The organism is Kitasatospora sp. NPDC032150, assembly GCF_055579945.1.
In genome coordinates this window covers 331,115-350,742 of the sequence record NZ_JBVIMH010000003.1, presented here as the reverse complement: position 1 = coordinate 350,742, position 19,628 = coordinate 331,115, and the positions used below count along the sequence as shown (strand labels likewise).

The window sequence follows — 19,628 nt, the reverse complement described above, 5'->3', positions numbered from 1 at the left end:
GGCGCAACCGCCTACGACGGCCGGGTTCGCGGCACACCGCACGGAAGGCCGCCTCCCGGTCACGCACAGCCGAGGACGGCCGGCCGGGTATGCCCGACGTCACCGGCTCCCGGTCGCGGGGCGGACCGCGAGCAGCCACTGTGGAGACACGGCCAGCGCGTGGAGCTCGCCCGCACCTGCCGGCCCGGAGCCTCGCGACGCAGCACAGACGGAGGAGAAGGCACCATGCAGGCACGTGCCCAGATCGGCGTCACCGGGTTGGCGGTGATGGGCCGTAACCTGGCCCGGAACTTCGCCCACCACGGATACACGGTCGCCGTCCACAACCGCACACCCGCCCGTACCCGGGAGCTCATCGAGGAGTTCAACCACGAGGGGGCCTTCGTTCCCGCCGAGTCGATCGAGGAGTTCGTCGCGGCTCTGGAGCGCCCCCGGCGAATGATGATCATGGTGAAGGCCGGCGAGGCGACCGACGCCGTCATCGACGAGTTCGCCCCGCTGCTCGAACCCGGCGACATGATCATCGATGGCGGGAACGCCCACTTCGCCGACACCCGCCGCCGCGAGGCCGCGCTGCGCGAGCGCGGCATCCACTTCGTCGGCACCGGTGTCTCCGGCGGCGAGGAGGGAGCCCTCAACGGCCCCTCGATCATGCCCGGCGGCTCGGTGGACTCGTACGCCGTCCTGGGGCCGATGCTGGAGACCATCAGCGCGCACGTCGACGGCGAGCCGTGCTGCACCCACATCGGCTCCGACGGCGCCGGCCACTTCGTCAAGATGGTCCACAACGGCATCGAGTACGCCGACATGCAGCTCATCTCCGAGGCGTACGACCTGCTGCGCCAGGTCACCGACCACACCCCCGCCGAGATCGCCGAGATCTTCCACGGCTGGAACGAGGGGCGGCTGGACTCCTACCTGATCGAGATCACCGCCGACGTCCTCGCCCACACCGACGCGGCCACCGGGCAGCCCTTCATCGACGTCGTCGCGGACGCCGCCGGCCAGAAGGGCACCGGCCGCTGGACCGTGCAGACCGCACTCGACCTCGGCTCCCCGGTCACCGCCATCGCCCAGGCCACCTTCGCCCGCGTCGCCTCCAGCCGCGGTGAACTGCGCACCGCCTACCGCTCCATGCCCGGAGGAACCCGCCCGCCGGTGCGCCACGACGAGGCCGACCGCTTCGTCTCGCAGGTCGAGCATGCGCTGTACGCGTCCAAGGTCATCGCCTACGACCAGGGCTGGACGATGATCAGGGACGCAGCCGCCGAGTACGGCTGGGACATCGACCTCGGCGCGGTCGCCAGGATCTGGCGCGGCGGATGCATCATCCGTGCCGCCTTCCTCGACCGGATCCGGGCCGCCCACGCCGCCAATCCCGGCCTGGTGAGCCTGCTGGCGGAGGAGACCTTCGCCGCGGAGATCGCCGATGCCCAGGTTCCCTGGCGGGAGGTCGTCGCCTCCGCCGCCCACCGCGGCGTCCCCGTACCCGCCTTCTCGGCCGCCCTGGCCTATTACGACACCCTGCGCGCCGAACGCCTTCCCGCCGCCCTCATCCAGGGCCAGCGCGACTACTTCGGCGCCCACACCTACCAACGCACCGACCGCCCTGGCACCTTCCACACCCACTGGGCGCAAGCCGACCGCCCCGAAACCGAGGTGTGACGACACGGCCGTGGTCCCGGAGACCGGATGGGCCACATCGCTCCGATGCTCCCCGGGGGCGGCGGTTGTTCCCGACGCTCGATCACCTCGACTGCGGGACACGGGATGCCGTCCCGTCCGATCGGGCAGGACGGCATCCACGCGTGCGTCACCGGGTCAGTCGGCCGCGTACACCCGCTCTCCGCCCACGTAGGTCTGGAGCACGCCGGCCCGGCCGATCTCCTCGGGCGGGGCGGTGAAGATGTCGCGGTCGAGGACCACCAGGTCGGCGAGGTGGCCGACTTGGAGGGTGCCGGTGTCGTCGAGGCCGTTGACGTGGGCCGAGCCGGCCGTGTAGGCGGTGACGGCGGTGGTGAGGTCGAGGCGCTGCTCGGGGAGGAAGACCCGGCCGTCGGTGGCTCCGGGTTCCATCCGGTTGACGGCGACGTGGAGGCCGGCCAGCGGGTCGGGGCTGCTGACGGGCCAGTCGCTGCCGGCCGCGAGAGTGGCACCGGCGCGGAGCAGGGAGGCGAAGGGGTACTGCCAGCCGGCGCGTTCCGGGCCGAGGAAGGGGATGGTCAGCTCGTCCATCTGCGGCTCGTGGGCGGCCCAGAGCGGCTGGATGTTGGCGATGGCGCCGAGCCGGGCGAACCTCGGCAGGTCGTCGGGGTGGACGACCTGCAGGTGGGCGAGGTGGTGCCGAGTGGCGCGGCGGCCGTTGGCCGTGCGCGCCGCCTCGACGGCGTCCAGCGCCTCGCGTACCGCGCGGTCCCCGAGGGCGTGGAAGTGCACCTGGAAGTCGAGTGCGTCGAGTCGGGTTACATGGCCGCGCAGCGCCATCGGATCGACGAAGCTCAGACCGGTGTTGCTGGTCGCGCAGCCGCAGGCGTCCAGGTAGGGGCTGGTCATGGCGGCGGTGAAGTTCTCCGCGATGCCGTCCTGCATGATCTTGACCGCACCTACCCGGAACCGGCCGTGGGTCAACTCGGCGCGCCGGCCGACCAGTTCGGGGATCTGCTCGGCGCCGCGGTCGCGCTCCCACCAGAGCGCGCCGGTGACGCGAGCGGTCAGGCTGCCCGCGCGGGCGGCGGTCAGGTAGGCGTCCGACGGGTCGGCCTGGCCGTTGAAGACTCCGAGCAGGGCGTCCTGCCAGCCGGTGATGCCGAGGGAGTGCAGCAGTTGCTGGGCGCGCAGTAGGCCGGCCAGCCGGTCGGCGGCGGTGCGCTGCGGCATCACCCGGGCGACCAGGCCGGTGGCGCCCTCCTGGAGGACGCCGCTCGGCGAGCCGTCGTCCTCCCGCTCGATCCGGCCGTCGACCGGGTCGGGGGTGTCCCTGGTGATGCCGGCCAGTTCGAGCGCGCGGCTGTTGACCCAGGCGCCGTGGTGGTCGCGGTTCGGAAGGTAGACCGGGCGGTCGGGGACCACGGAGTCGAGCAGCCGGCGGGTCGGCAGCCCGCCGGCGAAGCTCGCCATCGACCAGCCGCCGCCGGTGATCCAGGTCCGCTCCGGGTGGCTGTCGGCGAACTCCCGGATGCGCCGCAGGTACTCGTCGACGCCGACCGTTCCGGTCAGGTCGCACTCGGCCAGCTCCAGGCCACCGTAGACGGCGTGGACGTGCGAGTCCTGGAAGCCGGGCAGCAGCAACTTGCCGGCTAGATCGACCACTTCGGTCTTCGGGCCGATCGACTCGCGGACTTCGTCGTGGCCGACGGCCGAGATCCGCTCGCCGGTGACGGCGAGGCTGCTGGCTCGGGTACGAGCGGGGTCCCCGGTGTGGACGGGGCCGTTGGTGAAGACGAGGTCGGCCTTGGTCATCGTGACTCCTTCGTGGATACCCCCGGCTTCAGCCGGGGGAGGAAACGAAGCTCCCGCGTAGCGGGACAGGGAGAGCCAGACCGCCGTCTAGGCGGTATGGCGTTTACCCGCACCAGGTCACAAGTCGGCGGTGTATCTTGCGATCCATGCAGGCCACTTACGTGAAGCGGGCATACAAGTTCCGCTTCTACCCGACCGATGCGCAGGCAGCCGAGCTGTCGCGCACGTTCGGGTGTGTGCGCAAGGTCTACAACCTGGCATTGCAGGCCCGTACCGAGGCGTGGTCGCTTCGGGGTGAGCGAATCAACTACAACGCCACCTCGGCGATGCTGACGGCGTGGAAGAAGACCGAGGAGTTGGCGTTCCTCAACGAGGTCTCCTGCGTTCCGCTCCAGCAGACCCTGCGTCACCTGCAAGGTGCCTGCACCAACTTCTTCGCGAAGCGGGCCGGGTATCCCCGCTTCAAGGCGAGGAAGAAGTCCCGTGACTCCGCCGAGTACACCGCGTCCGCGTTCCGTTTCCGTGATGGGGCGCTGACGCTGGCGAAGATGGCGGAGCCGCTGGACATCCGCTGGTCGCGGCCTCTCCCGCAGGGGCAGGCTCCGTCTACGGTGACCGTCTCCCGGGATGGTGCGGGGCGCTGGTTCGTCTCGATGCTGTGCGAAGATGCGACGGTCAGGCCCCTTGCGCCGGTGGATGCGGTGGTGGGCATCGATGCGGGCATCACCTCGCTGGTGACTCTCTCCACCGGGGAGAAGGTCACCAATCCGAAGCACGAGCGCCGCGACCGGGAACGCCTGGCCAGGGCGCAGCGGGAGTTGTCCCGCAAGGCCGGGGGTTCGGCCAATCGGGAGAAGGCCCGGAGGAAGGTCGCCCGCGTCCACGCGCGGATCGCCGACCGGCGCAGGGATTTCCTGCACAAGCTCACCACTCGACTCGTCCGCGAAAACCAAGTGGTCGTGATCGAGGATCTGACGGTCCGCAACCTGCTCCGGAACCGGAAGCTGTCCCGCGCCATCTCGGACGCCTCGTGGCGCGAGCTGCGGACCATGCTGGAGTACAAGTGCCGCTGGTACGGCCGTGACCTGGTGACCATCGACCGGTGGTTCCCCAGCTCCAAGCTGTGCTCGGCCTGCGGAGCGATCCGCGACAAGATGCCCCTCAACGTCCGTGAATGGGCGTGCGACTGCGGCGCGGTCCACGACCGGGACGTGAACGCGGCACGCAACATCCTGGCCGCCGGACTGGCGGTTGCAGCCTGTGGAGACGGTGGAAGACCTCAACGGAACACTCCGGGCGGGCAGTCGTCGACGAAGCAGGAAGTCGTCCCACCGCAGCGCTCACGCGCAGCGGCTCAGCCGCGAGGCTGAGGGGAATCCCCCTCGTTCACGAGGGGGAGGAAGTCAAGAGTGGTGCTCCAGAGTGGGTCGGCAGTCCGGGCGGGGACCGGGGAGGTACGGGTGTCGGGCGGCAGGTCAGTCGGTCATTGCCACGGTGCCCTCGCCGGACTGCCGCGTGAAGTACGGCGCGCGGCGCCGCCAGCGGGACCAGGCGGCGGCCACCAGGCCGGTGGCGATCATCAGCGCGACCACCAGCAGCTCGAACCAGCCGTTGTCGGCGGAGAGTTCGAAGTGATCGGCCGACCGGTAGAAGGTCCAGGCGAGGTACCCGCCGACGGCGAGCAGGACGAGGGCACCGAGCGCCGGGGCGACCACCACCCGCAGCGCCTCGGCGGGTGCGCTGCGCAGCAGCGTGCGGAACCGCACGGCGGCCGCGGCGGCGGTTAGGGCGTAGTACAGGGCGACGGCGATACCGATGGCGTTGACCGATGCGGAGATCAGCGAGCTGACGGTGGGGATGGCCAGGGAGAGCAGGGCGAGCAGCACGGCGATCGCGGTGATCAGCAGGGTGCCCGCCGCGGGGGTCAGGTAGCGGGGGTGGATCCGGGTCCACACCCGGCCGAGCGTGCCGTCGCGGCCCATCGCGTACATTCCGCGCGCGGTGGGGATGACGGAGGCCTGGAGCGAGGCCGCCGCCGAGAAGGTCAGGGCGACCAACGGCAGTGCCGCGAGCGGCTGGTGGGAGAGTTTGTCGCCGAAGTAGGTCAGGCCCTGCGCGCCGTTGTCGGCCAGTTCGCCCATCGGGAGGACCCGTTGGAAGGCCGTTCCGGCGAAGACGAAGAGCGCCATCATGACCGTGAGGGCGACGAAGCCGCCACGTGAAGCGTCGCGCGGGTCGCGGACCTCCTCGCCGACGCTGAAGACCGACTCGAAGCCCCAGTAGCAGAACACCGCGAGCACCATGCCCTGGGCGAGGGCGTGCGCCGAGGGGATGGCGAAGGGGTCGAACCACTCCGCCGAGAACGGCTGGTCGCCGGCGAACAGGCCGTAGCCGCAGAAGCCGAGCAGCACGGCGTACTCGAAGACCAGCAGGTACTTCTGGAGCCGGGCGGCGAGGTCGAGTCCGCGGACGGCGACCAGCGCGGCGGCGATCAGGACGGCCAGTCCGATCAGGGTCGACTGGAGGGTGGAGTCCGGGTCGAGCTCCAAGCCGCCGATGCGGTGGACGCTTGCCTCGCCGAGGAGTTGGATGACGGCGGACCCGGTCACCGTGGTGGTGTAGGCCATGAAGACGACGGTGCCGACGACGTTGAGCCAGCCGGTCAGAAAGCCCAGCCAGGGGCTGAGGAAGCGGCCCACCCACCGGTAGCTGCTGCCTGCGTCGGGCTCGACGAGGTTGAGGCGCCCGTACGCACCGGCGATGGCCAGCACCGGCAGGAAGGCCAGCAGCATGATCGCCGGCAGGTGCAGGCCGACCACACCGGCCATCAGCCCGAGTCCGATGCCGATGCTGGTCGTGGCGGCCGTGCTCGACGCGGCGATCACCACCGCGCCGCCGACCCCGAGCGATCTGCGCATGGCCTCCTGGCCGGTCCCGGTGGTCGCTCTCGGGCCGCTTCCCGTGTCCTGGACTCTCGTTGCCAAGGGATCACCACCGTACTCGTGGGGGAGATACGGCCGAATGGCCGGTTGGCTGGCCATGAAAGCCCTCGCGCACTTCACACGTCAATGGCGTTGTCATAAAGTGATGGGCCATGGCCGAACGTGTGGTAACCGAGCCGCAGCGCCGACGCAGAAGACCGACCAAGCAGGGCACCGTGCTCTCCGAAGAGCTGATCGTCGAGACCGCGTTGCGGCTGGTCGGCCGGCACGGCGCCGAGGCGCTGACGGTACGTCGACTGGGCGCCGCACTCGGCGCCGACCCGAGTGCGATCTACCGGTACTTCCGCAACACCGACGACCTGCTGCTCGCCCTCGCCGACGAGCTGATCGGGCGTGCCCAGCACGGCTGGCAGCCGACCGGCGACTGGCGCACCGACCTGCGCGAGATCGGACTGCGCATCCACACCCGGTACCGGGCACACCCTCAGGCGGCGCTGCTGGCGGCCCACCGGACCACGGGGCGCACCCACGAGGCCCGGGCCGTCGAGGCGATTCTCGGCGTGCTCCGCAGGGCGGGCTTCCCGGACCCGGACGCGGTCCGGATCTACCACGCCTTCGTGGACCAGAGCCTCGGGTTCGCGGCCCTGGACGCGGCCGCCCTGGCCCTGCCCACCGCGGCTCAGGCGGCCGACGATCGGGTCTGGCAGGCGAGTTACGGGCGACTGGAGGCGAGCACCCACCCCAACATCGCGGCCACCGCCCACCTGCTGGCCGCCGACATGCGCCGCAGCGGCTACCCGTTCGCGCTGGAGCTGCTGCTCGACGCCATCGCCGCCCGCCTGCCACGAGCGGCCGGCAAGGACGTCTGAGCCGCCGGAGCCGGTCGACGGGTGACTCGCGACCGGCTCTCCGCCGCCCGGCCGGACACGGCCCATCGACTGCCGCGCTGCGGCGCACCCCGGCCCGGCCCAACTCGCGCCAGGCCCACAGCGAGAACGGCAGGACGACCGTCGGCGCGGTTACCGCGCGGCGAGCCGCCGCGCCCTCCCTCTCCCCCGTGGCCGGGCGGACGGCCCGAGCCGCCCGGCCGCCGGGAGTCCGCGGAGACGTCAGGCCCCCGCCGCCAGGGACAGGCCGGTGAACAGCATCGTCGCGGCGACCAGGGCGTCCAGGAGCCGCCAGGAGGAGGCCCTGCGGAAGAAGCCCGCGAGCAGTCGGGCACCGAAGCCCAGCGCGGCGAACCAGCAGAGGCTGGCCAGTGCGGCACCGAGCGCGAACTGCCAGCGCAGCGTGCCGTGGGTGGCCGCGACGGCACCGAGCAGGAGCACCGTGTCGAGGTAGACGTGCGGGTTGAGCCAGGTCATCGCGAGACAGCTGAGCACCGCGCGGCGCCGGGAGCTGACGGCCGGTCCGCCGCCCTCCAGAGTGGAGGCCCTCAGGGCGCGGCGCGCGGCGATCACGGCGTAGCAGAGCAGGAAGGCCGCGCCCACCACGCGCACCGCCGTCAGCCCCGTCGGCCACGCCGTGACCAGTGCACCGAGTCCGGCCACGCCGCAGGCGATCAGCAGCGCGTCGGATGCCGCGCAGATCACGACCACCGGCAGCACCGCCTCCCGGCGGACGCCCTGGCGAAGGACGAAGGCGTTCTGCGCCCCGATGGCGACTATGAGTGACATGCCGGTCCCGAATCCGGCCACGGCGGCAGTGAGCGTGTTTCCCATGGGCGCCACCGTAGGCAGCGGATTCTGCATAAGGCCAGCTAAAGATTTTTACGTACCATTAGCACCCATGAAGAGCGAGCTGCCCCACGACCTCGTCCGGACCCTGCTCGCGGTGGTCGACGAGGGCACCTTCGACGCCGCCGCCGCGGCCCTGCACGTCACGCCCTCCGCGGTGAGCCAGCGGATCAAGGCGCTGGAGCAGCGCACCGGTCGGGTGCTGCTGACCCGTACCCGACCGGTCCGGGCCACCGAGTCCGGGCAGATCGTGGTGCGCTTCGGCCGTCAGCTCACCCGTCTGGAAGGCGATGCGCGTACCGCGCTCGGGATGGCCGAGGGCGGGGAGGGCGGCGAGCCGTCGGGGCCCTCCTGGCTGCCGATCGCGGTCAACGCGGACTCGCTGGCGACCTGGTTCGTACCGGCGCTGGCCTCGCTCGCGCGGGACGCGCGGATCCACGTCGACCTGCGCCGCGAGGACGAGGCGCACACCACCGCCCTGCTGCGCGCCGGCGAGGTGATGGCGGCGGTCACCTCCTCACCCGATCCGGTGGCCGGCTGCTCGGTGCGCCGGCTCGGAGCGATGGCCTACCTCCCGGTCGCCGCACCGCAGTTCGCCGCCCGCTGGCTCGACGGGGACCCGGCCCTGCTGCTGCCGGACGCCCCCGTGGTCTGCTTCGACCGTCGCGACGAGCTGCAGGACGCCTTCGCCCGCGAGCTGACCGACGGTCAGAGTGCAAGCCTTCTGCGGCACTACGTTCCGTCCAGTGAGGGCTTCGCGGACGCGGTGACGGCCGGCCTGGGCTGGGGCCTCGTCCCGCGCGGCCAGGCCGAACCCCGGCTTCGCACCGGTGCGCTGGTCGAGTTCCTCCCGGGCCGCACGGTCGAGGTCCCGCTCCACTGGCAGCAGTGGCGTCTCGACTCGCCCGCGCTGGCGGCCGTCGCCGCGGCGGTGGCCGCGGAAGCGGCGCTGGCGCTGGGGTAGGACCGTCAGGCGGGCAGGCCCAGGATGGCGGGGTCCTCGGCGAGTTCCGCCAGCAGGGCGTCCAGCTTCGTCCGGTCGACCGAGGACATCAGGAAGACGTGCACGTAAGAGCGGCGGGTCGACTCGTCGCCCGGGACCATCAGCACGTCCTGTGAGGACAGCGACCACTTCGCCACCAACTCGGGGCTGGGCTTGCGGAAGCGCACCGTGATCGCGCCCGGGGTGCGCGCCGGCCAGAGCTCGACGCCCAGCTCCTGCTCCATCTCCTGCAGACGCCGTTCCAGGTAGCCGGCCAGCTCCTGGGCGCTGCGGATCCGGTCCACCTGGTCCTGGTAGGAGTGCCGGGACAGGTGGTCCCAGATGACCAGGGGTGAGAACCCGTTCCTGGAGCCGGCGAAGGTGGTGTCCGGAGCGCCCGTGTAGTCCGGCTGGGACGGCGGCGAGATCTGGTACTTCACCTTCGTCATGTAGATGCCGCACGGCCACGGCGCACCGGGCCACTTGTGGCCGCTCATCGCGATCGAGGAGACCATGTCGAGGTCGCCGAACTCCCGGGTGGGCAGCGTGAGGCCGAAGTCGTACTGCGGCAGCTCCGCCTCGGGGGCCCAGCCGAAGGCCGCCGGGTCCTGGGAGGCCATCCGCATGAACGGCGCGTAGCCGGCGCCGAGGGCGCCGTCCACGTGGATCCAGAAGCCCCGGCGCAGGTCCACCAGCGGCTCACCGGTCTTCGAGTCGGTGCCGTAGACCACCTCGCGCTGGATCAGGCCGTGCTCCTCGAAGATCGGCAGCAGGCGCTCGCAGACCCCGCGGACGTCGTCGTGGGCGCCCTTGAAGGTGCTGCCGAGGTTGAGGTTGACGAAGACCGGGTGCCCGTTCGCGGCGAAGAACTCGACCAGCACCGCGAGGGCGTCGACGTCTATCTCGCCCGTACCGTCCCAGGACCAGCCCGAGGGGCCGGGGCTGGAGGGCACCTCGGTGGGCCACTCGCGGCGCCCCGTGGCGGGGTCGACCAGCGGGCACTCGTCCGGGTACAGCTCCAGACCGACGGCGTGGAAGGTCTCGACGCCCAGCACCCGGACCGCCTTGGCGAAGGAGTAGTGGGTGTCCTCGGAGTAGAACGCCACCGGGCGGTGGGCGTTGGGGTTGCTCCGGTCGGGGCGGGCCTTGACGTATCGCAGGGCGTCGAACGGGGCTGTCGGCGGCTGGATCAGCGCCTTGCCGCTCAGGTAGTCCCGGGCGTTCCAGAGCGCGTACATGTTGCCCTCGGTCGAGCCCATGGACAGCATGTAGCCCCAGTACGACTCGGGGTCGGCCGGGTCGTACCGCCGCTCGGCGTTCCACAGCTTCGCGTAGTAGTCGAGCACCGAGCGCTCGATGACCTTGGTGTTCGGCTTGTAGCCGCCGCTCTGGAACGGGTCGCCGAGGTTGTTGATGTTGTTCGGCATGAACCGGGCCAGATCCAGCGCGCAGCCCTGCATGTCCTGGGTGGCCTGGTAGCCGACCAGGTGCCGGCGCTTCCGGGTCAAGTACTCGTCCACCGTGTCGAGGGCGCGCAGCCGCTGGGCGTCGTCCAGGCCGCTCGCCGGGAGCTCGAAGTCGCGGTCGTCCAGCTCGGACCCCGGGTCGACGGCGGGCACGGCGGCGAAGGTGGCGGTCGGGCTCATGGGCACGGAACTCCGGGGTCACTGGTCGGCCGGTCCACAGCACGGTGGAACGGCGGAGGGGCGTTCGCCGCTCGCGGCAAGGATGGAACTTCTCGACGTTCTGCGAAAGGTCCTCCGAACGAAATTCGGTGCAGGCGCGTGTTGTCTTGCAAATCGACGGTATCTGCGGGGATCCTGAGGGGCGTGCCGAATAATCCGCAGAACCGGCGGGCGTCCATCGACGACGTGGACCGGGCGATCATCCGCGCCCTCGCCGACAACGCCCGGATGCCGAACAACGCGCTCGCCGAGGCGGTGGGCATCGCCCCCTCGACCTGCCTGGCCCGGGTGCGCGCGCTGCAGGACCGCGGGATCATCCGCGGTTTCCGGGCGGAGGTGGACCCCGCCGCGATCGGACTGCCGTTGCAGGCGATGATCTCGGTCCGGCTCCGGGCGCACACCCGGGAGCAGAACGAGAGCTTCCGGAGCACGGCCCCCGAGCTGCCCGGCGTCCTGGCGGTGTTCCACATGGCGGGATCCGACGACTACCTGCTCCACGTCGGCGTCGCCGGCCCCGAGGCCCTGCGCGACTTCGTCGTGGACAACCTCACCACCCACCCGGCGGTGGCCCAGACCCGGACCAACCTGATCTTCGAGCAGATAGCGGGCCGCCGGTACCTGGCGTCGGGGCGGTGACCGCGAGACGAGCGAGTGGCGATCGGGACGGAAATCGGGACGGAGATCGAGGCGGAGACCGCCACGGCCGGCGAGATCGCCTGCCCCCCACCGGAGCATGACTCCTGCGAGTTCCCCCCTGCGGCCGCACCCGCTCAGTCCGGGCCGGCACACCAGCCGAGCCAGCGCCGGACGGCCACCTCGATGACGGTGCCGTCCGGCGGCAGGTCCGCGTACTGCGGGTACCTGACGGTCAACAGGCCGACAGCGGCGGCGTGTTCGGCCGCCTCAGGGTCCGGCAGCAGGCGGGCCTCGCCGTCGGCCCGGGCCCACCACAGCAGCCGCCAGTCCTCGTCCCAGTGCTCCACCAGCAGGCAGACGGCCGGGTTCGCCGCGATGTTCGCCAACCGCTTCAGCCGCGGGGTGCGTTTGGGCTTGCGGTCGACGGCGGTCACCACCCGGTCGCCGGCGACGGCGAAGGTGACCGGGACCAGATGCGGACGGCCGTCCCGGTCCACGGTGGCCAGCACGGCGACCCTGGCGGCCGCGAAGCGCCGCCGGGTCTCCCCTGCCGTCAGTTCGGGCACGGGCCGGTCAGCGGCGCGCGGCGGCGAGCTCGGCGAACCGGTCGAGCAACGGCATGGTCTGCTCCTCGGGCACTGTCGGGAGTTGGAACAGCACGCCTGCGACATCGAGTTTCAGGAACTCGTCGACCTGCTCCTCCTGGTGTCGCGTCAGGTACACCAGCACCTGCTTCTCGGGGCCTGCCACGTCTCGCAACTCCGCGATCCGCTGGGCCAGTTGCCCGGGTGACAGGCCGACCACCAGCCAGCCGACACCGTACTCGACGATCCGCCGGAAGGTGTGCGGGCTGTTCCCGCCGACCCAGATCGGCGGGTGCGGCTGCTGCACCGGCTTGGGCCAGCAGTACGACGGTTCGATGTGCACCAGCTCTCCGTCGAAGGAGGCCACCTCCTTGGTCCACAACTCCCGCATGGCGCGCACCCGTTCGTCCAACAGCTGGCCGCGGGTGTGTGGATCGGTGCCGTGGTTGCGCATCTCCTCCAGGTTCCAGCCGGCGCCGATGCCGAAGTCGGCCCGCCCACCGGAGATCAGGTCGAGGGTGGCGACCTCCTTGGCGGTGGTGATCGGGTCGCGCTCGACCACCAGAGCGATCCCGGTACCCAACCGCAGCCTGCTGGTGACGGCCGCGACGGCGGCCAGGGTCAGGAACGGGTCCAGCGTGCCGTAGTACATCCGTGGCAGCTCGCCGCCACCGGGGTACGGCGTCTCCCGGCTGGCCGGGATGTGGGTGTGCTCGGCCAGGAACAGCGAGTCCAGCCCGCGTTCCTCCAGCGCACGGCCGAGCGCGACCGGTGCGATGCCCTCGTCGGTGACGAACGTCGAGACCCCGAAATGCATCGGCGCCATCCTTTCAACTGGGTTCCCTCACCACCCGCACCCGACCGGGGTGGCGGCACCTCCCGGCGATGCCGAAGGCATGCCGCGCTCGGCGTCGATCCGGGATCCTGAGGTACGGCGACAGCACTCCCGGGCCGTCCGTGCACTCCGTCGCGGGACGGTCGTCCCGGCGGCCTGGCGCACCACGACGGCCGGCGCGCCCGTCAACCCGCAATCGGCAGTCTCGTCGGAGCTGCCGTCCATCGCCACCAGGTACTCGCCCCGCGCGGCCGACCGGGTGAAACCGGAGCGGGCCACGGGCGTTCTCACCCCTCCGCAGCCCCTCCTGAGTTCGACTCCCGGGCCCACCCACGAGGAACGAGTGGACGCGCGAGCCGGCCGCGGCCGTCACCGCCCGGGCCCGCTCCGACGCCCGCGCCCGCTCGGCGTTGGAGCGGCTGCTGCTCGGCGGGTGAAGTCCCGTGCCCACCGGGCCCCGCCGAGGAGTCGGCGGACCGGCAGCCGGTGGCAACCGACGGATCCGCTGATCCGCGCCGTCGTCCGGGGCGTCAACAGGGCACGGTGTCCCCAAGGGTGACGGCCGTGCGTGTCTGCGTCCAACGCCCGCCAGCCATGCCGCCGCCACCGCCACCGCGCGGGACACGGGCCGTCCTCGCCGGTCCCCATAATCGCCTGGTGATCACCTCCTACGACGAAGCGATCCGCCGGTTAACCGTCCGGCCCGGTCTCGCCCTCGCCGCCCGTCCGTTCCTGTTGTTGCCGCTGCTGCGAGCCGGGTGCCTTTCGCACGTACTCAGCGTCGAGGCGGCGGATCAGGCCTGGGAGGGCCAGTTCCACGCCGAGTTCCACTCCCTGGAGGAGCTCACCCGGGTCCGTGACAACACGGTCACCTCGGCGGGGATCGACGACCTGCTGCGCCGGCTCCCCGGCTCCGACGGCGGCACCTGGCGGGGACGCGAACTCGGTCTGATCTCCTATCTGGCTCTGAAGCCGCGCTGGCAGAGCGCACTGGAGGACTTGGGCGCCCGTCTGGTGCTCCCGTACTCCCCGCCCGCCGTTCGCGTCCTGTCCGACAAGATCGCGCAGCGTGAGTGGTTCCGATCGATCGGAGCGCGGACGCCGCTCGACACCGTCGTCGGCGACCTCGACCACCTGGTGCTGCGCCGCCGGTTCGGCCACAGGTACGTCGTGCAGTCGCCCAGGGGTTCCAACGGCCGGGGCACGTACCTCGTCACCGGAGCGGAGGACCTCGGCCGGATCGGTTCCACCGGCCCCTGGCTGGTGAGCCAGTACACCGAGGGAGTCCCGGTCAACATCCACGGGCTGGTCTCGGCGGACGACGCGGTCTCGGTACTGCGCGCCTCCGTTCAGCTGACCCGGACCGACGGCATCGGCGCACCGTTCGGCGCCTACTCCGGCTGCGACTTCGAGGCGCCCGCGCTGCTGCCCCCGCTCGCGCTCTCCCGTGCCCGTGACGTGGTGGAGCGGATCGGCCGGCAGCTCGCCGGCCTGGGATACCGGGGCCTGTTCGGCGCGGACTTCGTCCTGTGCGGGGATCAGCCGCTGCTGCTGGAGGCCAACTGCCGCATGCAGGGGTCGACCTGGCTGCTGGGTGAGCTCGAACTGGCGGAGAACGGGCTACCCAGCTCGCTGCGGCACATACTGGAACGGTACGGCCTCACCACCCGGGCCGATGCCGGCCTGGACCCGGCCGGCGGCTGCCAGCTGGTGATCCGGCACACCGGAGCTCCCGCCCGGGTCCTGGCGGCACCTACCGGCGGCGTGCACCGACTCAAGGACGGCGAGCTGCACCGCTGCGGCGACGGCTTCGGCCTGCTGGAATGCGGACCGGACGACTGCGTCCTGCTCCAACTGCCAAGCGCGGGCACAGTACTGCACCCCGGCGCACCACTGGCCCGCCTCGTCGCCCGCTACTCACTGACCACACCCGACGGGAGGACTCTCCGCTCCTGCGGACGCCAACTGGTGGACGCGCTGCACGCGCAGTTCACACTCGAGCCGTGCTGAGCGCGCCGCCTCCGCTGTACGTCCGCGCGGCCGTACCGACCGACCTGGATCGACTGGCCGCACTGCGCACCGAGGCCGCCACCTGGATCGCCCGGCAGCACGGCTCGCGCCAGTGGTCCGATCCCTTCGACGCCACCCGCAGTCTCGTCTGGATCGAGCGGGGCGCCACCGTGGTGGCGCTGCTGGAGCCCGACGGTGAGCCGGTGGCCACCGTCACGGACCGGCCGACCGGGAGCCGCCTGCTCTGGACACCGCGGGAGCTGGCGGACCCCGCACGCTACTTCAGCCGTTTCGTCGTCGACCGCCGCTACGCCGGCCGGGACATCGGCGCACGCCTGACCGACTGGACGCGGTGGCGAGCCGCAGGCGCGGGCGCCGAACTGGTCCGCGCCAACGCCTGGAGCGACAACCCGGGGCTGCACGCCTACTACCGCGCCTACGGCTGGCGGTGGGTCAGAACGGTCAGCGGCAACCGATCAGGGGCGCTCTTCGAGATGGCCGTGTGCCCTACCCCACCGTGCTCCGTCCATGAGCTGGGCGAGATCCCGCTGCTCCGGTGAACCGTGAGCTGCCACCGGCCTGTTCCGAAGTCCCTGTGCGCAACATGCGGTGCGCGGGCGGGGCCCGGGTTCCCATCTTGCCCGCGTGTTCCCCACCGGGCGCACGCGGCCCGGCCCGCCCCCGTTGGAAGGACGAGACCGGCGAACGCGCGAGCGGCGGCCTCGCTCCGTTCGTCACCATCCGCCCGGGCGTGCCGGGCGGTTGAGCGGGTGCCGGGTGAAGAACCCCCACATTCAGGCGAGGCCCAGGAACGCGGCGAGGACAGGGATTCGCAACACGGTCGGCATCTCCGTCTGTGGACTGGTCGGTACGGGTCACTGGGCATCGCCCGCAACAGCATCCACCACGCCCCGGAGCAGGCGACGTATTGCCCGGCCCGCGCTCAGCGGGTGTCGGGCACGGGCCGGGCCTCCCCGCTCAGCCGACTGCCCGACCGGAGCCGCTTCTCGACCGACCGCCCGTCCGTCTACCGCGGGGCAGGCTCCCTCGGGTCGGCATGGTCGAGGTTCTCCTCGACCCAGGTCCGCAGGAGGTTGAGGGGGACGGCGGCACTGCTGCCGAGAGCGGTGAGGGAGTACTCGACGTGGAGGGGGACGGCGGGGTAGACGGTGCGGTCGACGAGGCCGAAGTCCTCGAGCCGGCGCAGGGTCTGGGTCAGGACTTTCGGGCTGATGCCCTGCAGTCTGCGCTGGAGTTCTCCGAACCGCTGCGGCCCCTCTTCGAGTGCGCCGATGGCCAGGGCGGACCACTTGTTGGCCAGTAGATCGAGCAGGGGCCGGCAGGGGCACTGAGCAGCGTAGACATCGTGGTGCGCGTGCTGGCCCGTCGGGCATCCGGTCGTCATCCGGACTCTCCTCACCAGGTTGCTTTCCAAAGGGAAGTAGTAGCCCTTGATGGTAACTGCACCCCCGGGGATAGCTTCGGCTCCGTCAGCGAGAAGGCCTCCGAAGGCCTTTTGTACGGTGCGATTCGAGGAGATGACGCATGTCCGCACCCATGATGCGCGCGGTGGTTCAGGACGGTTTCGGCGGCCCGGAGGTGCTTCGGGTCCAGGAGGTGCCGCGGCCCGAGCCGCTGCCGACTGAGGTGCTGGTGCGCGTGCACGCGGCCGGCATCAATCCGGTGGACTGGAAGACCCGGGGCGGGACCGGCATGGCGGGGGTGCTGGGCGAGCCGCCCTTCGTGCTGGGCTGGGACGTCTCCGGCGTGGTGGAGGCGGTGGGCTTCGGCGTGACCACGCTGAAGGTGGGCGACGAGGTGTACGGGATGCCGTGGTTCCCGCGCGCGGCCGGCGGCTACGGCGAGTACGTCACCGCTCCCGCCCGCCAGTTCGCCCGCAAGCCGGCCACCGTGGGCCACGAGCAGGCCGCCGCCGTACCGCTCGCGGCGCTCACCGCCTGGCAGGCCCTGGTGGACACCGCCGATCTCCGCGCCGGGCAGCGGGTGCTGATCACCGCCGCCGCCGGCGGCGTCGGCCACTTCGCGGTCCAGTTCGCCAAGCACCTGGGCGCGTACGTGATCGCCACCGCGAGCGGTGCCCGCCACGAGTGGCTCAATCGGCTCGGCGCCGACGAGGTCATCGACTACACGGCCGTCCGCTTCGAGGACGTCGCGCGGGACGTCGACGTCGTCGTCGATCTGGTCGGCGACGCCCACGACAGGACGGGGACGCGCTCGCTGGAGGTGCTGCGTCCGGATGGTCTGCTCGTCGCCGTCCCGGCCGGTGTCTCGCCCGAACTGGCCGAGGCGGCACGGGCTCGCGGGATCCGGGTCACCCCCTTCCTGGTGGAGCCGGACGGCCCCGCGCTGAGCCGGATCGCGGTACTGATCGACGCCGGGCAGGTGGCGGTGGAGGTCGAGGAGGTCTTCCCGCTGGAGAAGGCCGCCGATGCCCACCTCCGGGGCGAGGGCGGGCGCACCCGCGGCAAGCTCGTCCTCCGGGTCACCGCCTGATCCTCCGCCCGCTGCCAGCGTTTACCGGCTCGAGCTTGGACAGGAGGCACACCCGCACGGCCGCGACGAACGCATAGGCCGCTCTGATCCGCACCCCCGCGCCGTTGGTCACCCTCTGCAGCGCAACCACACGGTCGATCCTGCCGCCCGCCGAGTCACCACCAGTTGTCGGCAACAGGTACACACCGCGTGAAGTTGACTCGCCGCTACCGCCGTTATGGCGGATGACATCGGTCATCGTCGGTCACGTTGAGCTGAAGGGCCCCGAACCCCGAACCCCGCGCCTCATCGGCCCGGACGTGGGTCCGGGGCTATGCGGGTCAGCCGCACCCGTGCAACCCCAAGAGCTCCGACGGCCGTCCTGATGAGAATTCAGATAGCCACCCGGCCCTCGACTCGGGATCATCTGCCGGTCCGGTCGGATGGCCGGTGGTCGGCCTGCGCGGCGGGAGGTACCAGTGCCGCACTGGACCGACCGCCCACCCAGGACGAGAGCATCGCGCCGGTGAAGCCCACCGTCACGCAGGCGAGCGCCGCCAGGGCGGAGAAGGGGCTTTCGGCGGCGTCCTCGCCACCGGTGGTCAGGACGTGCGCCATGTCGCGGCCGTTGTCGGCCAGCCAGGCCAATCCCACCGCGGATGCCACCGACATCAGCAGTAACCCCAGCCGCAGCGGGCCCGGCGGCACGTCCCACGCGCGGCGGCCGATCAGGAGGCTGAACACTCCCAGGCACCAGATGCCGTACGCGGTGAACAGCACGATGTACCCGACCAGGATCAGCCGGCCCGTGTCCTGCACCGTCACCTCGTCCCCGACCCGGGTGACGCCGGCGGAGAGGTAGGCGACGATCTCCAGCACCACCGTGACGCCGAGCAGCACGGTCTGGCGCCGTACTCCGGTCCGCGCCCGCCCAGGGGCGTTCAGGGAGTGCGCCATCATCGCCAGCGAGCCCGCCGAAACCAGCTTCAACTGGTCGCCGACCAGCGTGAGTAGGTCGGGCAGGGGACCTAAGTGACGGACCGCCATCGCCGTCGCCGGGGCCGTGACCGCCATCGCCGTACCTATGCTCAGGCCGAAGGCAGCGGCGAAGCGCATCGCGGGATCCTTTCGGTGGTGGCGGTCGAGCCGGGCTTTCAACACGGTTCCGGTGATGGCGAGTCCGCAGGCGAGATAGGCGGCCACGTTCGCCAGCCGATCACCCATGCCGAGTGCTGCCTCGTCGCGACGCACGGCCGGGCGCCGTCCGCCGCTGGCGCGGCTCCGTCGTGTCGGCGGCGATGGACCGGTATCGCTCCGAGCCCGTCTGGCCCACTTTCCCTCCCCAGCTTTTCGGTCACGCTCGCGTGATCCTAGATGCCAGGGAGGAGGGGCGAAACCCCGTGATCACCGAGGTCGCTTCGGAGGCGAACTCCCGGTGGTCGACCGGCCCTGCCGGGCCGGCGCCGGTCTGGTTCGGGCCGCGCGAGAAGGACCCCCTGACGGCCCCATGGGCAGTCAGAGGGTCTGGTGGCTCGGCGGATCTCACGGTTCCACGCTGTCCGCGTCACCGTCGGATTCCGCTGACGAGCAGCCGCCCGGTGGGGTGGCAGGCGGCAGGGTCGTCAGCTCAGTGCCCCGCCGTAGTTGGGGAGCTCGAAGCCCTTCTCGTAGTGGCCGCCCTTGAAGTCGGTGTCGTTGTTACCGATGTTGGCGACGAGGGTGTAGCCCTGCTTCTCGAAGGACTCTCGGCACGAGAGCTTGACGTCGGCCTTGCCTGCGCCGCTCTTGGTCTTCATGCACAGGCCGTCGACGGTGTACCCGGCGTCACGGAGCTCCTTGGTGGTGGACTGGCGGGAACTTTCGCTGCGGTAGGTGGCGAACAGGACCGCCGCGCCGTGCTGATGGGCGTACTGGGTGACGGCAAGGACGGGCTTGACGGGCTTTCCGGGGTCGTAGTGGCTGGCGAGGGACGTGTTGTCGATGTCGAGGACCAGCGCCAGGTGGTCGCCGGGCTTGCTCCCGGCCAGCCGCTGCTGGACGTAGCTCATGAGGGGCTTGGCGACGGCGTTGACGTCGGACTCCCACTGGCTCTTGCCGGGCAGGCTGGAGGACGCCTGAGCAGCGGGGGCGAGGACGGTGGCGAACACGGCTGTGCCGGCGATCAGGCCGATGGCGAGCTTCTTGAGCATTACTTGTCTCCTGTGGGGAAAGCGGACCGTGGTTCGAGGCTGGGGTTCCTCTTGTGTGCCGGGGGCAGCGGCAGGTC

18 protein-coding genes are annotated in these 19,628 nt (G+C 71.3%); 8 read left to right on the top strand and 10 right to left on the bottom strand.

The window, feature by feature from the left end:
• Positions 1-225 precede the first annotated feature (225 nt).
• On the top strand, positions 226-1,665 hold the full coding sequence (gene gndA / locus ACZ5ON_RS05815) for an NADP-dependent phosphogluconate dehydrogenase (protein ID WP_465585971.1): 1,440 nt from the start codon (positions 226-228) through the stop codon (positions 1,663-1,665).
• 156 nt (positions 1,666-1,821) lie between these two features.
• Here the strand turns inward: gndA and ACZ5ON_RS05810 are convergent, their stop codons facing one another.
• Positions 1,822-3,459, bottom strand: a complete 1,638-nt coding sequence (locus ACZ5ON_RS05810; protein WP_465585969.1) for an amidohydrolase — start codon at positions 3,457-3,459, stop codon at positions 1,822-1,824.
• Between the two features lie 146 nt (positions 3,460-3,605).
• Between ACZ5ON_RS05810 and ACZ5ON_RS05805 the strand changes: the two genes are divergently transcribed.
• Positions 3,606-4,829, top strand: a complete 1,224-nt coding sequence (locus ACZ5ON_RS05805; RefSeq protein ID WP_465585967.1) for an RNA-guided endonuclease InsQ/TnpB family protein — start codon at positions 3,606-3,608, stop codon at positions 4,827-4,829.
• A gap of 105 nt (positions 4,830-4,934) precedes the next feature.
• On the opposite strand, the gene ACZ5ON_RS05800 is transcribed toward ACZ5ON_RS05805, so the two are convergent.
• On the bottom strand, positions 4,935-6,377 hold the full coding sequence (locus ACZ5ON_RS05800) for an APC family permease (protein ID WP_465585964.1): 1,443 nt from the start codon (positions 6,375-6,377) through the stop codon (positions 4,935-4,937).
• Positions 6,378-6,553: 176 nt separating this feature from the next.
• Here ACZ5ON_RS05800 and ACZ5ON_RS05795 point away from each other — a divergent pair, with 176 nt between their 5' ends.
• The gene (locus ACZ5ON_RS05795) at positions 6,554-7,270 is read left to right on the top strand and encodes a TetR/AcrR family transcriptional regulator (protein WP_465585962.1); all 717 of its coding nucleotides are present in this window, start codon (positions 6,554-6,556) and stop codon (positions 7,268-7,270) included.
• 240 nt (positions 7,271-7,510) lie between these two features.
• Here ACZ5ON_RS05795 and ACZ5ON_RS05790 read toward each other — a convergent pair whose 3' ends face one another.
• Positions 7,511-8,122 (bottom strand): LysE/ArgO family amino acid transporter, encoded by a 612-nt coding sequence (locus ACZ5ON_RS05790; RefSeq protein ID WP_465585960.1) that lies wholly within the window; start codon positions 8,120-8,122, stop codon positions 7,511-7,513.
• Between the two features lie 67 nt (positions 8,123-8,189).
• Between ACZ5ON_RS05790 and ACZ5ON_RS05785 the strand changes: the two genes are divergently transcribed.
• Complete coding sequence (locus ACZ5ON_RS05785; RefSeq protein ID WP_465585958.1) at positions 8,190-9,101, top strand: LysR family transcriptional regulator ArgP; 912 nt, start codon at positions 8,190-8,192, stop codon at positions 9,099-9,101.
• Positions 9,102-9,106: 5 nt separating this feature from the next.
• Here the strand turns inward: ACZ5ON_RS05785 and ACZ5ON_RS05780 are convergent, their stop codons facing one another.
• Positions 9,107-10,765, bottom strand: a complete 1,659-nt coding sequence (locus ACZ5ON_RS05780) for a PLP-dependent aminotransferase family protein (protein ID WP_465585956.1) — start codon at positions 10,763-10,765, stop codon at positions 9,107-9,109.
• Between the two features lie 183 nt (positions 10,766-10,948).
• On the opposite strand from ACZ5ON_RS05780, the gene ACZ5ON_RS05775 reads away from it, so the two are divergent.
• Positions 10,949-11,440: an Lrp/AsnC family transcriptional regulator gene (locus ACZ5ON_RS05775; RefSeq protein ID WP_465585954.1), complete on the top strand. Its 492-nt coding sequence runs from the start codon at positions 10,949-10,951 to the stop codon at positions 11,438-11,440.
• A gap of 134 nt (positions 11,441-11,574) precedes the next feature.
• Here ACZ5ON_RS05775 and ACZ5ON_RS05770 read toward each other — a convergent pair whose 3' ends face one another.
• Positions 11,575-12,006 (bottom strand): TIGR03668 family PPOX class F420-dependent oxidoreductase, encoded by a 432-nt coding sequence (locus ACZ5ON_RS05770; protein ID WP_465585952.1) that lies wholly within the window; start codon positions 12,004-12,006, stop codon positions 11,575-11,577.
• 7 nt (positions 12,007-12,013) lie between these two features.
• Entirely contained in the window at positions 12,014-12,841 is an 828-nt protein-coding gene (locus ACZ5ON_RS05765; RefSeq protein WP_465585950.1) for an LLM class F420-dependent oxidoreductase, read from the bottom strand.
• A 675-nt stretch (positions 12,842-13,516) separates the two neighbouring features.
• Between ACZ5ON_RS05765 and ACZ5ON_RS05760 the strand changes: the two genes are divergently transcribed.
• Both ACZ5ON_RS05760 and ACZ5ON_RS05755 read left to right on the top strand, forming a co-directional pair.
• Positions 13,517-14,869, top strand: a complete 1,353-nt coding sequence (locus ACZ5ON_RS05760; protein ID WP_465585948.1) for an ATP-grasp domain-containing protein — start codon at positions 13,517-13,519, stop codon at positions 14,867-14,869.
• Positions 14,863-15,429 (top strand): GNAT family N-acetyltransferase, encoded by a 567-nt coding sequence (locus ACZ5ON_RS05755; RefSeq protein ID WP_465585946.1) that lies wholly within the window; start codon positions 14,863-14,865, stop codon positions 15,427-15,429. Before ACZ5ON_RS05760 ends, ACZ5ON_RS05755 begins: the two co-directional genes overlap by 7 nt.
• A gap of 467 nt (positions 15,430-15,896) precedes the next feature.
• Here ACZ5ON_RS05755 and ACZ5ON_RS05750 read toward each other — a convergent pair whose 3' ends face one another.
• On the bottom strand, positions 15,897-16,274 hold the full coding sequence (locus ACZ5ON_RS05750) for a winged helix-turn-helix transcriptional regulator (protein WP_465585944.1): 378 nt from the start codon (positions 16,272-16,274) through the stop codon (positions 15,897-15,899).
• Between the two features lie 140 nt (positions 16,275-16,414).
• On the opposite strand from ACZ5ON_RS05750, the gene ACZ5ON_RS05745 reads away from it, so the two are divergent.
• Positions 16,415-17,383, top strand: a complete 969-nt coding sequence (locus tag ACZ5ON_RS05745) for an NADP-dependent oxidoreductase (RefSeq protein WP_465585942.1) — start codon at positions 16,415-16,417, stop codon at positions 17,381-17,383.
• Here the strand turns inward: ACZ5ON_RS05745 and ACZ5ON_RS05740 are convergent.
• The 3 genes from ACZ5ON_RS05740 to ACZ5ON_RS05730 all read right to left on the bottom strand — a co-directional run bounded on the left by ACZ5ON_RS05740 (position 17,373) and on the right by ACZ5ON_RS05730 (position 19,551).
• The gene (locus ACZ5ON_RS05740; protein WP_465585940.1) at positions 17,373-17,621 is read right to left on the bottom strand and encodes a hypothetical protein; all 249 of its coding nucleotides are present in this window, start codon (positions 17,619-17,621) and stop codon (positions 17,373-17,375) included. The genes ACZ5ON_RS05745 and ACZ5ON_RS05740 overlap by 11 nt on opposite strands.
• A gap of 164 nt (positions 17,622-17,785) precedes the next feature.
• Positions 17,786-18,586 carry a hypothetical protein gene (locus ACZ5ON_RS05735; protein WP_465585939.1) on the bottom strand — a complete coding sequence of 267 codons (801 nt, stop codon included), beginning with the start codon at positions 18,584-18,586 and terminating at the stop codon, positions 17,786-17,788.
• Between the two features lie 398 nt (positions 18,587-18,984).
• Complete coding sequence (locus ACZ5ON_RS05730) at positions 18,985-19,551, bottom strand: HAD family acid phosphatase (protein WP_465585937.1); 567 nt, start codon at positions 19,549-19,551, stop codon at positions 18,985-18,987.
• Between the last annotated feature and the right edge of the window lie 77 nt (positions 19,552-19,628).

Excerpts from the sequence above, each read along its gene's own strand:
- gndA (WP_465585971.1), top strand. The coding sequence starts at position 226 with ATGCAGGCACGTGCCCAGATCGGCGTCACCGGGTTGGCGGTGATGGGC.
- ACZ5ON_RS05810 (WP_465585969.1), bottom strand. The coding sequence starts at position 3,459 with ATGACCAAGGCCGACCTCGTCTTCACCAACGGCCCCGTCCACACCGGG.
- ACZ5ON_RS05805 (WP_465585967.1), top strand. The coding sequence starts at position 3,606 with ATGCAGGCCACTTACGTGAAGCGGGCATACAAGTTCCGCTTCTACCCG.
- ACZ5ON_RS05800 (WP_465585964.1), bottom strand. The coding sequence starts at position 6,377 with ATGCGCAGATCGCTCGGGGTCGGCGGCGCGGTGGTGATCGCCGCGTCG.
- ACZ5ON_RS05795 (WP_465585962.1), top strand. The coding sequence starts at position 6,554 with ATGGCCGAACGTGTGGTAACCGAGCCGCAGCGCCGACGCAGAAGACCG.
- ACZ5ON_RS05790 (WP_465585960.1), bottom strand. The coding sequence starts at position 8,122 with ATGGGAAACACGCTCACTGCCGCCGTGGCCGGATTCGGGACCGGCATG.
- ACZ5ON_RS05785 (WP_465585958.1), top strand. The coding sequence starts at position 8,190 with ATGAAGAGCGAGCTGCCCCACGACCTCGTCCGGACCCTGCTCGCGGTG.
- ACZ5ON_RS05780 (WP_465585956.1), bottom strand. The coding sequence starts at position 10,765 with ATGAGCCCGACCGCCACCTTCGCCGCCGTGCCCGCCGTCGACCCGGGG.
- ACZ5ON_RS05765 (WP_465585950.1), bottom strand. The coding sequence starts at position 12,841 with ATGCATTTCGGGGTCTCGACGTTCGTCACCGACGAGGGCATCGCACCG.
- ACZ5ON_RS05750 (WP_465585944.1), bottom strand. The coding sequence starts at position 16,274 with ATGACGACCGGATGCCCGACGGGCCAGCACGCGCACCACGATGTCTAC.
- ACZ5ON_RS05745 (WP_465585942.1), top strand. The coding sequence starts at position 16,415 with ATGTCCGCACCCATGATGCGCGCGGTGGTTCAGGACGGTTTCGGCGGC.
- ACZ5ON_RS05740 (WP_465585940.1), bottom strand. The coding sequence starts at position 17,621 with ATGACCGATGTCATCCGCCATAACGGCGGTAGCGGCGAGTCAACTTCA.
- ACZ5ON_RS05735 (WP_465585939.1), bottom strand. The coding sequence starts at position 18,586 with ATGGGTGATCGGCTGGCGAACGTGGCCGCCTATCTCGCCTGCGGACTC.
- ACZ5ON_RS05730 (WP_465585937.1), bottom strand. The coding sequence starts at position 19,551 with ATGCTCAAGAAGCTCGCCATCGGCCTGATCGCCGGCACAGCCGTGTTC.